Origin of the sequence: Flagellimonas sp. HMM57 (genome assembly GCF_021390175.1) — a bacterium.
In the GTDB taxonomy this organism is placed as follows: domain Bacteria; phylum Bacteroidota; class Bacteroidia; order Flavobacteriales; family Flavobacteriaceae; genus Flagellimonas.
This window is the reverse complement of record NZ_CP090004.1, coordinates 900,530-916,188: the sequence shown is the minus strand read 5'-3', so window position 1 is coordinate 916,188 and position 15,659 is coordinate 900,530. Positions and strand designations below refer to the sequence as shown.

Annotated in this window: 9 protein-coding genes; all 9 read left to right on the top strand. The window is 39.4% G+C overall.

The features are described 5' to 3' along the window. The first annotated feature begins 173 nt into the window (after positions 1-173). The 9 genes from LV716_RS04060 to LV716_RS04020 all read left to right on the top strand — a co-directional run bounded on the left by LV716_RS04060 (position 174) and on the right by LV716_RS04020 (position 15,647). On the top strand, positions 174-1,892 hold the full coding sequence (locus LV716_RS04060; RefSeq protein WP_163416507.1) for a sodium:solute symporter: 1,719 nt from the start codon (positions 174-176) through the stop codon (positions 1,890-1,892). Between the two features lie 118 nt (positions 1,893-2,010). Further along, complete coding sequence (locus LV716_RS04055) at positions 2,011-4,305, top strand: NADP-dependent malic enzyme (RefSeq protein ID WP_163416506.1); 2,295 nt, start codon at positions 2,011-2,013, stop codon at positions 4,303-4,305. A gap of 153 nt (positions 4,306-4,458) precedes the next feature. Further along, on the top strand, positions 4,459-5,040 hold the full coding sequence (ruvA, locus tag LV716_RS04050) for a Holliday junction branch migration protein RuvA (protein WP_163416505.1): 582 nt from the start codon (positions 4,459-4,461) through the stop codon (positions 5,038-5,040). A gap of 5 nt (positions 5,041-5,045) precedes the next feature. Next, complete coding sequence (gene sprA / locus LV716_RS04045) at positions 5,046-12,209, top strand: cell surface protein SprA (protein WP_163416504.1); 7,164 nt, start codon at positions 5,046-5,048, stop codon at positions 12,207-12,209. A gap of 105 nt (positions 12,210-12,314) precedes the next feature. Continuing rightward, positions 12,315-12,695: a glycine cleavage system protein GcvH gene (gene gcvH, locus LV716_RS04040; protein WP_163416503.1), complete on the top strand. Its 381-nt coding sequence runs from the start codon at positions 12,315-12,317 to the stop codon at positions 12,693-12,695. Continuing rightward, complete coding sequence (locus tag LV716_RS04035; RefSeq protein ID WP_163416502.1) at positions 12,688-13,089, top strand: VanZ family protein; 402 nt, start codon at positions 12,688-12,690, stop codon at positions 13,087-13,089. Before gcvH ends, LV716_RS04035 begins: the two co-directional genes overlap by 8 nt. A 52-nt stretch (positions 13,090-13,141) precedes the next feature. Continuing rightward, on the top strand, positions 13,142-13,846 hold the full coding sequence (locus LV716_RS04030; RefSeq protein ID WP_163416501.1) for an energy transducer TonB: 705 nt from the start codon (positions 13,142-13,144) through the stop codon (positions 13,844-13,846). A gap of 208 nt (positions 13,847-14,054) precedes the next feature. Continuing rightward, entirely contained in the window at positions 14,055-14,966 is a 912-nt protein-coding gene (gene cyoE, locus LV716_RS04025; RefSeq protein ID WP_163416500.1) for a heme o synthase, read from the top strand. A gap of 99 nt (positions 14,967-15,065) precedes the next feature. Next, the gene (locus LV716_RS04020; protein WP_163416499.1) at positions 15,066-15,647 is read left to right on the top strand and encodes a cytochrome c oxidase subunit 3; all 582 of its coding nucleotides are present in this window, start codon (positions 15,066-15,068) and stop codon (positions 15,645-15,647) included. The last annotated feature ends 12 nt before the right edge of the window (positions 15,648-15,659 follow it).

Sequence of the window (15,659 nt, the reverse complement as noted above, 5' to 3'; positions counted from 1 at the left end):
AGATGTTAAGTTTTTTTTAAGAAAAAATTAAAAAGACTATATTGCCTTGTAAGCAAACTATGATTTTCTTAAAAATAGGCCAGTAAATTTACCATAATCGAAAGAAATTGGGTTACGTCTAAAAATCATAATGTGCACAAACGGAAGACAAACTAACTAAATCGAGAAAGACCATGAGTGGATTACAGACCTTGGATATCATTGTGATTCTGGTATATCTCGTAGGAATTATAATCTACGGTATATCAAAATCAAAAAGAAGCAGTTCGGAAGACTATTTTTTAGGAGGTAGGACCATGACATGGCCTATTGTTGGGATTGCACTTTTTTCAGCTAATATTTCAAGTTCTACACTGGTTGGTTTGGCTTCGGATGGTTTTCAGACCAATGTCAATGTATACAATTACGAATGGTATGCGGTTGTCATTCTTATTTTCTTCTCCATATTTTTCTTGCCGTTTTATTTGAAATCTGGAGTATATACCATGCCGGAATTCATGCAGAAACGCTATGACAAAAGATCGAGATATTACTTTTCTTTGATAACGATTGTTGGAAATGTACTCGTGGACACGGCTGCGGGACTTTACGTTGGTAGTATTGTTTTAAAACTTTTGTTCCCAGATGTGGATTCCACCTACATCATCATAGGTTTGGCTGTTGCGGCCGCAGCATATACAATTCCGGGTGGACTTAACTCTGTTATACAAACCGAAGTTATCCAGGCGGTTTTATTGATTATTGGTTCCTGTTTGCTCACCTATTTTGCTTTTGAAGAGTTAGGTGGCGGATGGAGCGGTATGATGTCCAAATTGGATGCGGCATTGGCATCTGGAGATGTTAATTTTGGAGATAGAGCTGCCGAGGGAAAATTTATACCATCCAACTCAGGAGAAGTGTTCAGTTTGGTTCGTTCCAATAACGATGAATTTATGCCCTGGTGGGGTCTGTTGACTGGCGTACCGTTGCTAGGATTCTATTTTTGGGCAAATAACCAGTTTATGGTGCAACGTGTATTGGGAGCCAAAGATTTAAATCACGGTCGTTGGGGTGCATTATTTGCAGGTTTGTTAAAACTTCCTGTAATTTTTATCATGGTAGTGCCCGGGGTATTGGCACTTCTATTGTTTAATACTTTAGATATTTCAAACCTTAACTATCCACTAGCTACTGGAGGTATGTGCGAGAATCTTTCAGATTGTCCTAATCTAACCTATCCTGTACTATTGTTTCAGCTTTTGCCCACCGGTATTTTGGGTCTTGTAGTTGCGGGACTATTGGCAGCTATGATGTCATCAGTTTCAGCAACGTTCAATTCGGCTTCAACATTGATCACTATGGATTTTGTAAAACAACTTCGTCCAGAAATGACCAGTAAACAATTGGTAAGAGCGGGACAGATTGCCACCTTGATCTTGGTGGTTCTTGCATCACTTTGGGTTCCGTTCATAGAAAGGGTGAGCGATTCGCTTTGGGGTTATCTTCAATTGGTAATAGCCTTTACAAGCCCGCCAGTAGTTTCAGCCTTTATTTTAGGATTGTTTTGGAAAAGGGCAAATGCTACGGGAGCATTTACAAGTCTCTTGATTGGTGGAGCAGTAGCCATTTTCATGATATTGTCCGCCAGCTACGATATTTCACCTTATCTAAATGAATTTCACTTTCTTGCTAAAGCCAATCTTTTGTTTGTGATAAGCTTACTTACACATATAGTGGTCAGCTTGGCAACTGGCGAGCCAGATGCGCAAAAGGTTGCGGAATATACCTATAAGAAAGAAATGTTCGCAGAAGAGACGGAAGAGCTCAAAGATTTGCCATGGTATAAAAACTATCGCTATTTAGCCATTATATTATTAGTGGTGACAACAATTATAGTTGGGTATTTTTGGTAATTGAACATTAAAAGAATATGAAAAGACGCCACTATGTTTTGGCGTCTTTTTTATTTTATTTTGATGTACGCCCAATTAAAAAGAATAACCTATACATTTATAGCCTCAAAAAAGAAAGATGAGCAAAGAAAAACAACGTCAAGAAGCTTTATTATACCACGCGAAGCCTCAGCCAGGTAAAATAAAAATAGTTCCAACAAAGCCTTACGCTACCCAGCGCGATCTAGCGCTTGCCTATTCTCCAGGGGTTGCCGCGCCCTGTTTGGAAATTGAAAAGAACAAGGATGATGTTTACAAGTATACGGCCAAAGGAAATATTGTTGCAGTAATTTCTAACGGAACGGCCGTTTTAGGATTGGGAAATATTGGCCCAGAGGCTTCAAAGCCTGTAATGGAAGGGAAAAGCTTGCTGTTTAAGATTTTTGCGGATATCGACGGAATGGATGTTGAATTGGATACTACGGATGTTGATAAATTCATTGAAACCGTAAAGATTATAGCCCCAACTTTTGGAGGAATTAATCTTGAAGACATTAAAGCTCCTGAAGCTTTTGAAATTGAAAGACGTCTAAAAGAGGAGTTGGACATTCCGGTCATGCACGATGACCAGCATGGTACGGCTATTATTTCTGCTGCCGCTTTACTGAATGCGGTGGAACTTACCCATAAAAAAATTGAAGAGATAAAAATTGTGGTCAGTGGCGCCGGTGCAGCTGCTGTTTCTTGCACCAGGCTTTATATTGCATTCGGTGCAAAGCCTGAAAATATTGTAATGTTGGATAGCAAAGGTGTCATCCGAAGTGATCGTGAAAATCTTTCCAAAGAAAAAAAGGAGTTTGCCTCGGATAGAAAAATAGATACTTTGGAGGAAGCTATGAAAGATTCAGATGTCTTTATTGGATTATCCATTGCCAATATTCTAACACCCCAAATGCTTAAATCCATGGCTAAAAACCCTATCGTTTTTGCAATGGCAAATCCTGATCCAGAGATAGAATACAATTTGGCTTGTAAAACAAGGGACGATATCATTATGGCAACAGGTCGTTCAGATCATCCCAATCAAGTGAACAATGTTCTTGGATTTCCATTTATTTTCAGGGGAGCATTGGATGTTAGGGCGACTAAAATCAATGAAGAGATGAAGATGGCTGCGGTTAGGGCTTTAGCGGATTTAACGAGAGAACCTGTTCCAGAACAAGTAAATATCGCTTACGATACTACAAGGTTGTTTTTTAGTAAAGAATATATCATTCCAAAACCTTTTGATCCAAGACTGATAACCAAAATTCCACCTGCTGTGGCGAAGGCCGCTATAGAAAGTGGGGTTGCAAAAGAACCGATACGGGATTGGAAAAAGTATGAAGAAGAACTATACCAAAGATCTGGAAATGATAACAAAGTAGTTCGCCTTTTGCACAACCGGGCGCGGGTTAACCCCAAACGCATTGTTTTTGCAGAAGCAGAATTGCTCGATGTAATGAAAGCAGCACAAATAGTCCATGATGAAGGTATAGCCATACCAATTTTGCTAGGATATAGGGAAACTATTGAGAAGTTAAAAAAGGAATTGGAATTTGATGCCGAAGTGCCTATTATAGATCCACGCTCGGACGAATCAAAGGAAATGCGGACTAGATATGCGATGAAGTTGTGGGAATCCAGAAAAAGAAAAGGAGAAACCAAATACAGCGCAAATGTCAATATGGGCAAGCGTAATTATTTTGGCGCCATGATGCTTTTGGAAGGTGATGCAGATGGAATGATTTCTGGCTATTCCAGAGCATATCCATTGGTATTAAAGCCTGTATTTGAAGTTTTGGGACGTGCGAAAGGAGTCAAAAATGCCTCCACAGTAAACATAATGATAACCGATAGAGGGCCACTATTTTTAGCGGATACTTCCATAAATGTAGATCCTAGTGCAGAGGCCTTGGCAGAAATCGCCCAAATGACAGCAAATGTCGCCAGCACATTTGGTTTTAATCCTGTAATGGCGATGTTGTCCTATGCAAACTTCGGTTCTTCTAGCCATCCCAATGCCCAAAAAGTAAGGGAAGCTGTCAAAATATTGCACGAAAGAAATCCAGAGTTGGTAGTTGACGGTGAAATTCAAACTGATTTTGCATTAAGTCAAGAGCTATGTCACAATAATTTTCCATTCTCAAAATTGGCGGGAAAAAAAGTAAACACATTGGTGTTCCCAAATTTAGATTCTGCGAACATTACGTATAAATTATTGAAGGGGTTGAACAATGCCGAATCCATAGGCCCAATTATGGTCGGTCTTCGAAGATCTGCACATATTTTACAGCTGGGAGCGAGTGTTGATGAAATGGTGAACATGGCAGCGGTCGCTGTAATAGATGCTCAAGAGCGTGAAAAACGCCGAAAGGCAAAAATGGGGGAGTAGCGATGCTTAAGACTTAAATACAAATACAAGTTCAGACCCAAAACTCAAGTTTAAGCATAAGTTCAAACCAAAACTTAGATTTAAATAAACAACCTGAGTGCTGAGCGTAGCCGAAGCAAACAACGAACAATCGACAAAAAACAACCATAATATATGATTACCCACTTAAACGGAAAATTAGTTGAGAAGAACCCTACTTATATCGTCGTTGAATGTAGTGGTGTAGGCTATTTTGTGAATATTTCGCTGCATACTTTTTCTCAGCTTAAAGATCAAGAAAATATACGTCTTTACACACATTTGCAAGTGAAGGAAGACTCGCACACACTTTTTGGTTTTTTGGAGCAGTCAGAACGTGAAATATTCAGGTTATTGATTTCTGTTTCTGGTATTGGATCTAGCACTGCAAGAACAATGTTATCTTCCTTGTCACCTGTCCAAATTAGGGATGCTATTGCCAATGGAGATGTTCCTGCCATTCAGTCAATAAAAGGAATTGGTGCCAAGACCGCACAACGTGTTATTCTTGATTTAAAGGACAAGATTTTAAAAGTCTACGATATGGGAGAAGTTTCCCACCAATCGAACAATACAAGCAAAGAAGAAGCGTTATCTGCTTTAGAGGTTCTTGGTTTCGTTCGGAGGCAATCTGAAAAGGTTGTTGACAAGGTGTTATCCAACGATCCTTCACTAAGCGTTGAGGACACTATTAAATTAGCGCTGAAAAATTTGTAATTAGTTTGAAAAGAGGGGCACAACCAATACTTAAATCGATAGGATTTAGGTACTTTTTCTTTTTTACATGTTTTCTGATAACCGCCAACCTAACAGGCCAGGAAACCAATGAACAAGTTCAGGATTCGGTGAAAACCGGTTTTGAGCTTGGTCGATTAATATTGGAAAACCCCAATAGTATTATCGCCAAATATACGTACGATCCAAAACTGGATATGTATATCTATACAGAGCGTGTCGGTGAATTTGATATCAATTACCCTGTTATTCTTACACCAGAACAGTATTTTGACCTTGTTCAAAAAGAAAAGATGAAATCCTACTTCAAGGATAAAATCGATGCATTTACAGGAAAAAAAGAGGGTAGTGAAGAAGCTAGAAAGAATTTACTTCCAAATTTTTATGTGAACAGTAGCTTCTTTGAATCCATTTTTGGAGGGAATACCATAGAGGTAATTCCGCAAGGTTCTGTTGCTATGGACTTGGGGATACTTTGGCAGAAAAATGACAACCCTGCATTATCTCCCAGAAATAGGACCAACCTTTCCTTTGATTTTGACCAAAGGATAAGCCTGAGCTTGTTGGGTAAAGTAGGGGAACGTCTTCAGGTAACGGCGAACTATGATACCGAAGCTACGTTTGATTTCCAGAATTTGGTTAAAATTGATTATACGCCTACCGAGGACGACATTCTTCAAAAAATAGAGATAGGTAATGTAAATATGCCTTTGAACAGTTCTTTGATTACCGGTGCGCAGAGCCTTTTTGGAGTGAAGACACAATTGCAATTCGGTAAAACTACGGTTACAGCGGTTTTTTCGGAACAACGTTCGCAGAACAACACTGTGGTCGCACAAGGTGGTGGCACAGTCAACGAGTTTGCGTTGACCGCCTTGGACTATGATGAGGACAAACATTTTTTCTTGGCACAATACTTTAGGGATAATTATGACCAAGCACTGGCTAACTATCCGTTCATACGTAGTCAAATACAAATTACTCGACTTGAGGTGTGGGTGACCAACCGAAATCAGCAGACCCTAAACGTTAGAAATGTAGTCGCTGTCCAGGATTTGGGAGAAGTTGAATTGGGAAGCGATGGTAGGGAAATTACCAGAATTGGGAAAGAGAGCAATGCCCCAGCAGGATTCTTTAATGTTTTACAACCGGGAGCTTTGCCACAAAATGGCGCCAATGACTTTGATCCTGGACTAATAGGAAGTGGCGGAGCTATGAATACGGGTGTTAGGGACATTGCCACGGTTGACAACGGTTTTAATGTTGAAGCGAATCAAGGGTTCGATTACGCCATATTGGAAAATGCCCGAAAATTGGAAGTGGGAAGAGACTATCAATTTGATACACAATTGGGTTACATTTCTTTAAACCAACGTTTAAGCAATGACGAGGTTTTGGGTGTGGCGTTTCAATATACGTTTAACGGAGAGGTTTTTCAGGTTGGGGAATTTGCAAATGGTGGTGTAGATGCTACGACTGTATCCGGTGGCGTTAATCCCATCATCGAAAATAATACGCTCATATTAAAATTACTAAAGAGTAATATTACCAATGTCGATGACCCTATCTGGGATTTGATGATGAAAAATATCTATTCAACCGGAGCGTTTCAGCTAAGCCAAGAAGATTTTAAACTGAATATCCTTTATTCAGATCCTACGCCCAGAAACTATATTACTCCTGTAGATCCTAATGCAGGTTGGCCCACTGGACTTGAAGAACGTATTCTTATCAATGTGTTCAATCTAGATCGCTTAAATATATATAATGATGTACAGCCCGGCGGTGATGGATTCTTTGATTACGTTCCCGGAATTACGGTAGACACACAATCCGGTAGAATCATCTTCACCAAAGTGGAGCCTTTTGGAGAGTTTCTATTTGAAGAACTGGGCGGTGGAACGTATGATGTTGAAAATGATCAAGGATACAATGTTAACCAGCAGAAATACGTATTTAGGAATATGTACGCGAAGACCAAAGCTGCTTCGTTACAAGATGCCGAGAAGAATCGTTTCCAGTTAAAGGGGCGCTACAAATCCGAAGGAAATAATGGCATACCGATTGGTGCGTTCAATGTGCCAAGAGGTTCGGTACGAGTAACTGCAGGTGGTCGTCAATTGCAAGAAGGTATAGATTATACCGTAAACTATCAAGCAGGGACAGTACAGATTTTAGACCCTAGTTTAGAAGCCTCCAATACCCCAATAAATATATCGGTTGAAAATAATGCAGTCTTTGGACAGCAGACCAGAAGATTCACAGGGATAAACGTAGAACATAAATTCAATGAGAATTTTGTCTTGGGCGGTACGTTGTTGAACCTCAATGAGCGACCCCTTACCCAAAAATCAAATTTTGGTATTGAGCCTGTGAACAATACTATTTTTGGTTTAAACGGGAATTTTAGCACCGAGATTCCGTTTCTAACACGGTTGGCGAATAAGCTTCCAAACATAGACACTGATGTTCCTTCCAATCTTTCCATACGTGGCGAGGTTGCTTTTTTGAAGCCAAACTCTCCTAAAAACGCTGATTTTGAAGGGGAGACCACTACGTACATAGATGATTTTGAAGGCGCACAGGCTTTAATTGATATTCGTTCGTCCTTGGGATGGACCCTGGCTAGTCCGCCTGTTGAATTTGCACAAGATAGAACTGGTTTGGATGTAGGTTTTGAGAGATCAAAAATGTCCTGGTATACTGTTGATCCAATTTTCTATACCAACCAAAGGCCTTCGGGAATATCGGATAATGATATTTCGTTGAATGCAACCCGTAGGGTTTTTATTGATGAGGTATTTACAGAGACCGATGTGGCCCAGGGGCAAACCCAGGTACAAGGGACTTTGGATGTGGTATACTATCCAAATCAAAAAGGACCTTATAATGCTAACCCTAGTTTTGAGACTGAACCCGACACTAATAAATGGGCAGGTATCATGCGTCCGTTGAGCAGCACCAATTTTGAACAGTCCAATGTTGAATTTGTTCAGTTTTGGGTATTGGATCCTTACATTGATGGTGATACCAACGATTCAAATGTTGGGGAACTGGTACTTAACTTGGGAAATATTTCTGAGGATATACTCAAAGACGGAAGAAAGCAATATGAAAATGGATTGCCCGGTACTACTAATGTAGAAACCCCTAGATCAACGGTATGGGGCCAAGTCCCTTCAACACAATCGCTAGTATATGCCTTTGATGCCGACGAAACCAATAGGTCTTTACAGGATTTGGGTTTTGATGGACTGGACGATGCCGGGGAGCAAGCCATTTATAATGGACCAGCAGAGGATCCCGCATTTGATAATTATCAATATTATCTGAACAGAGAAGGAGGTATTCTAGAGCGCTATCTGGATTTCAATAACCCACAGGGTAATTCGCCCGTTGAAGTAACCAATACCAACAGGGGCTCAACTACATTGCCCGATGTAGAAGATATTGATAGGGATTTGACCATGAACACTGTCAATAGCTATTACGAATACCGTATCCAAATTAAACCAAACGCTACAGTAGATGACCAGTATGTGACCGATATTCGAGAAGGTACTGCAAGTGGTAACAGAGTGCCAAATGGGACCGAGGTCAATTATCGCTGGATTCAGTACAAAATTCCATTAAGTGATTTTACAGAAGCCGTTGGTGGAATAACGGATTTCCGTTCCATTAGCTTTATGAGAATGTATATGACCGGTTTTACCAGTGACGTTATACTACGTTTTGCTACGTTGGACCTTGTGCGTGGCGACTGGAGAACCTATACAAACTCATTGCAGCCAGATGTTGATAATGACCCTTCCGATGATGCAACGGTACTCGATGTAAATACGGTCAATATTGAAGAAAACTTTGCAAGGCAGCCTATTCCCTACGTTTTGCCTCCAGGTGTGGTTCGTGAACAATTGAATAACAATAATACCATCATACGTCAGAATGAACAATCCCTCTCCTTCGTTGTTGAAAATTTGGAGTCTCAGGATTCTCGTGGGGTATTTAAAAATGTGAATATTGACGTTAGGCAGTACGAACGAATAAAAATGTTCATGCATGCGGAAAAAATATTGAATGGTGACTATTCCGATAGCGATACCCCATTGGTCGGTTTTCTAAGAATTGGAACTGACTTTTCTGAAAACTTTTATCAAATAGAATTACCGCTTCAGTTTACTCCCTTTAACGTGACGTCGCCAGATCAAATTTGGCCAGATGTAAATCAGCTTGATATTGACCTGAGCGATTTGAGTAAGGTGAAATCAAGAGGAATTGCAGAACAAACACTCAATGAGGTAAACTACTATGAAATCATTGATGGTGAAGCTGTTTTAGTAGATGAATTTGCGCCAAGGACCTTAGGTAGATTGCGCATAGGGATACGAGGAAACCCATCTTTGGGAAGTATTCGTGGTATGATGGTGGGAATCAAGAATATTGACGATTTACCCGCTCGTGGTGAGGTTTGGTTTAACGAACTTCGTTTGGCGGGCTTGGATAATAACGGTGGATGGGCCGCAATTGCTGCTTTGGACGCAAATATGGCAGATTTTGCAAATGTCACTGCTACGGGAAGCAGAAGCACATCTGGTTTTGGTTCTATTGATCAAATGCCCAATGAACGTTCACGAGAGGATGCCATATCCTACGATGTGGTCACTAATGTGAATGTAGGTCAATTGTTCCCAAAAAAGTGGGGAATTCAGTTGCCGTTTAATTACGGCATATCGGAAAGTTTGATAACCCCGGAATTCGACCCTGTTTATGACGATTTAAAATTGGACGACCGTATTGCCGCAGCTGAAACCCAAGAAGATGCTGAAACTATTCAAAGACAAGCAGAAGATTATACCAAGAGGACCAGTATTAATCTAATTGGAGTACGGAAAAATAGGGGAGAAGAAGCAAAAGAGAACTTTTTCGATATAGAAAACTTTACGTTCAATTATTCCTATAACGAAACGGACCACAGGGATTTTGAAGTGGAAGAACTGCGGGATCAAAATGTAACCACGGGTTTTGTATACAATCATAATTTTAAACCGGCCCCGGTTGCTCCTTTTGCAAAAAAAGACTCTTTGTTTATGAGCGAATATTGGAAATGGCTTAAGGAGCTTAACTTTAACGTGCTGCCGACCAGTATTTCTGTGAATGCCAACTATAACCGTTCCTTTAATCAACAACGTTTTAGAGACGTTTTGGAACCAGGTGTGGATGCTTTAGATCTTCCGCTGTTACAACAGCGTAACTATTTGTTCAATTGGCAATATGCTTTGAACTACAGTATTACCAAATCATTACGGTTGAACTTGACAGGGTCTAACAACAATATTGTTCGTAATTATTTTAACGTGGATGATGATGAAAGTTCTGGAATTAATCAAGATTTGGATTTATGGGACGGTTTTTTTGACGTTGGGGAATCCAATAGGCATTCGCAACAAATGCAGTTGAATTATGAACTTCCATTTGATAAATTTCCTTTCCTAAACTTTATCAATGCACAGTACTCCTATACCAGTAATTTTGATTGGCAGCGTGGCGGCGATGCTTTGAATGAGGTGGTACAGCTTGAAAATCCCGGAGAGCAGATCAATACCATACAAAACGCCAATACGCATAATTTAACCGGTAATTTGAGTATGCAGCGTTTTTACGATTTCTTGGGATTAAAGAAACGAGACGGTAAGGTTACGGCCAACCAATCAGCTAGAAGACGGGACAAAGCAGGAAATCCAGCATCGGAAGAAGATGAAAAACCACCAAAAAAAACGAGCAAGACGTTTAACACCATAGTCGATTTTGTTACTATGGTAAAGCGAATAAACGTAAACTACAGTGAAAATAATGGTAAGGTACTTCCCGGGTATACCCAATCTATAGGATTTATAGGTACAGCTCGGCCTTCATTGGGCTTTGTGTTCGGTAGTCAGTCTGATGTGCGTTTTGAAGCAGCCAGAAGAGGATGGTTGACCACGTTTTCGGAGTTCAACTCCCAATATCTGGAAAATTCCAATAAACAATTGAACATCACCGCAACTGCGCAACCTACCCAAGATATTACGATAGACTTAACAATGGATAGGCAAATATCCAATAGCTATCAGGAGAACTTTCAGGTAAATGATCTTGGTGGTGGAGAATTCCAATATGAAGAACTCTTGGGGAACAATTTTGGAAATTTCAGTATTTCCGCAATGATGATAAGTACTGCCTTTAGTAAAAGTGATGAGTTTGATTCCGAAACCTTTGAAAAATTCAAACAAAACAGGATTACCATTGCAAATCGATTGGTTTCGGATAGGGGAGGGGGATCAGTTCCTTTGAACGAAGAAGGTGAATTCCCAGAAGGTTACGGAAAAACACAACAAGAAGTTTTGTTACCGGCCTTTTTTGCTGCTTATACAGGGCGAGATGTAAATAGGGTCAATTTGGATGCCTTCCGGGAAATACCTATTCCCAACTGGAACATAAAGTATACGGGTTTAATGAAGAATAGGTGGTTCAAGAAGAAGTTCAAGCGTTTTTCTTTGAGCCATGGGTATCGTGCCGCCTACAGCATAAATTCCTTTCAAACTAATTTAACTAGACAGCAATTAGTAAAAGACGGCTCTGATCCGATTGATGAGAATGGTAATTTCCTTCCAGAAAATATTATCAATAATGTAGTGCTAAATGATCAGTTCAATCCATTGATCCGTATGGATTTTGAAATGAAAAACTCCTTTAGTTTCTTGGCAGAAGTAAGAACGGATAGAACATTGTCATTAAGTTTTGACAATAATTTACTAACCGAAATCAATGGTAAGGAATATACTCTGGGATTGGGTTATCGCTTTAAAGATGTAAAGTTTGTTACCAACATTGGCGGAGAAAAAACCCGATTAAAAGGGGATTTAAACCTTAAGGCAGACTTGTCCTTAAGAGATAATATCACCATAATTCGTAACCTTGATATTGATAGTAACCAGATTACATCGGGCCAAAATCTAATGGCCATTAAGTTTACAGCTGATTATGCCTTGAGCAAAAGCCTAAATGCCCTGTTCTTCTACGACCATACGTTTTCAGAATTCGCAGTGTCAACTGCCTTCCCTCAAACTACCATAAATGCTGGCTTTACTTTGCGATATAACTTTGGAAATTAGAAATTACCAAAACACGAACTTCTACTCATTTTTTGGTATAAATTTTACTTGAAAAGCTATTGCTGATCCGTTACATTTGTCACTGGACTAAAAGAAACTAAAACAATGAACGTACCAGCAGAATTAAAGTATACTAAAGATCACGAATGGATCAAGATAGAAGGTGACACAGCAACTGTGGGCATAACCGATTTTGCGCAAGGAGAGTTGGGTGATATCGTCTACGTCGAAGTAGAGACTTTAGATGAAACATTGGATAAAGAAGAAGTATTCGGTACGGTGGAAGCCGTAAAAACTGTTTCTGATTTATTTTTACCGCTTAGTGGTGAAATCGTTGAATTTAATGAGGCTTTGGAAGATGAGCCAGAAAAGGTTAATTCTGACCCCTATGGCGAAGGTTGGATGATCAAAATAAAAATAAGCGATCCTTCGGAAGTGGATGGTCTAATGAGTGATGAGGACTACAAAGCGTTGATTGGTGCTTAAAAAGCATGTTTTTACAATACTATTTATAAGCTGGGCATCGTTTATTACAATACTTAGCTTATTTTCTTTTTCAGGGATTGATACCGGTGGAGTAACTATTCCTTATGCAGATAAGATGGTTCATTTTTTATTTTACCTAATTTTTGCAATACTGGGTTGTTTCTTTCTAAGAGAACGAACGCAAGGCGGTTTAACGATAGGGAAAGCAGTATTGTCGATATTGTTCACGGCCATAACATATGGCATATTTATTGAGGTGTTGCAATACATGGTCACCACAGATCGCATGGCTGAATTTGGCGATATTGTTGCAAATACAATCGGCGCAATTGCGGGGGTTAGCCTGATTAAGTGGTTTTTTTCTAAAGAAAGGCCGTTAAAATGGAAAATTTAATTGCTTATTTAACTAATTAATAATTAAATTAGCGAACATTAAAATCAAAACAATGGAACTAAAAAAGAATCCAAAGGCAGATGTAGGAAAAAACAGTACGCTCTATTTCGTAATAGGATTAGCGGCTGTTTTGGGATTGGTTTACGGAGCCATGGAGTGGAAAAAATATGATAAATCCAATGATTATGATATTTCCATGAATATTGAAGATCAGTTGGATGAAGAGGTGCCAATGACGGAACAGATAAAAACTCCGCCACCGCCACCGCCACCAGCTGCTCCAGAAGTTATCGAAGTCGTAGAAGATGAAGAAGAAGTTGAAGAAACCGTAATCGAATCAACTGAGACCAGTCAGGATGAAGAGGTGATGGAAATAGAAGAAGTTGAAGTCGAGGAAGTTGAAGAGGATATTTCTGTACCATTTGCGGTTATTGAAGATGTTCCTGTTTTCCCTGGTTGTGAAGGCGCCAGCAATAAGAAGAAGTGTTTTCAAGAGATGATGCAAAAACACATTCGTAAAAACTTCCGCTACCCAGAAATTGCCCAAGAAATGGGTGTACAAGGAAGGGTGAATGTCATTTTCGTTATTCAAAAAGATGGTAGCATCGGTAATATTAGAATGCGTGGACCAGATAAAAACTTGGAAAAGGAAGCATTGCGAATTATTAATAAGCTTCCAAAGATGACTCCAGGTAAGCAACGGGGAAGAGCCGTTAAGGTACCTTTCAGTATTCCAATTACCTTTAAGTTGCAATAAGACATATGTGATTCTTGCCGAGGCAAGAATTGAAAAAGCCCTAGTGTTCTCGCTAGGGCTTTTTTTGTTTTTATGAGAACTGTCATAAATACTGTGGCAATGTTGTATAATTGAGAGTGGATATTTCCTTAAAAACAATATAAAGACTGTCAATTGGTTGGAAAAGAGTTGCTCTGACATTATCTTTGCCAGCCAATATAACTAGTGGATGAAATCTACAGTAAGTTCTGTAAAAAGTACATCTTGGTCTTTAATTTATGCCGATTTTAAGGAAATCACTAAAGCCCGCTTGGCAGTAAGTGTGGTTTTCTCTTCCATTGCAGGATATTTTCTGGGTGCTTATCAAATCGATTTTGTATCAGTGCTTTTGCTTGCCTTTGGAGGGTATTGCATGGTAGGTGCTTCCAATGCGTACAACCAAGTCATCGAAAAAGATTTGGACGCTTTGATGAAACGCACCAGAAACCGTCCGGTGCCTTCAGGGCGTATGTCGGTTAATACTGCTATGGCCATCGCCATTACGCTAACATTATTGGGAGTGTTGTCTTTATATATTCTCAGTCCAAAAACGGCAATGTTCGGTGCAATTTCTATTTTCTTGTACACAAGCGTATACACACCACTTAAAACAAAGACACCACTTTCTGTTTTTGTTGGTGCTTTTCCGGGCGCCATACCCTTTATGCTGGGATGGGTAGCAGCAACAAATGATTTTGGTATAGAATCAGGAACCCTTTTTATGATTCAGTTTTTTTGGCAGTTCCCTCATTTTTGGGCATTGGGTTGGATGTTGGACGAAGATTATAAAAAAGGAGGTTTTAAAATGTTGCCTACAGGCAAAAAAGATACAGGTACGGCATTGCAAATTATATTGTACACGATTTGGATGATTGTTATTTCTATAATGCCCGTATTTGGTTTTACAGGTCGATTACAGTTGTCCATACCTGCTGCCATTATTGTGCTATTGGCAGGTTTGGTAATGCTCGGTTTTGCATTTAAACTGTATGAAAAACGTGATAACCCTTCCGCAAGAAGATTGATGCTGGCAAGTGTAACCTACATTTCATTGATACAGTTAGTCTTCGTTATAGATAAATTCAGTAAAACATTATTTTAACAGTTCTAAATGGCGATTTGAATTGATAGGCCTAAAAAATCTGGAGAATGAGGTTAAAAAATATATTTTAATATAGCAGGAATTAAATTTTAGATTTAAATGGATTTGACCGAGGGAACAATGCAGCAAAAGAACAGCCGGGCCAAGAAAATGATGCTTTGGTTTGGAATTGTAAGCCTAATCATGGGATTTGCTGGTTGGACGAGTGCCTATATCGTAAGTAGTAAACGAGATGATTGGATCAGTGATTTAGAGTTGCCCCAAGCATTTTTTATAAGTACGGCCATAATAATCTTAAGCAGCATTACCTATGTATTCGCAAAGCAGGCTGTAAAGAAAAACAATCAGAAATTGGGAACTATTTTTCTAGTAACCACATTGGTTTTGGGAATTTCCTTCATCATATTACAATTTATAGGATTCTCACAAATGCTGGATAATGGATATTATTTCACGGGTCCAACGAGCAGTATTAAAATGTCCTATGTATTTTTAATTGCTGCGGTACACATAGCCCACGTAGTCGCCGGTCTCATTTCGCTTTTGGTGGTTTTGGTACAGCAACTTAGGGGGAAATATATGCCTGATAACATGTTGGGCCTGGAACTTGGCGCCACTTTTTGGCATTTTTTAGATTTTCTTTGGGTGTATTTGATACTATTTATGCTTTTTGTAAAATAAATTTTATGAGAA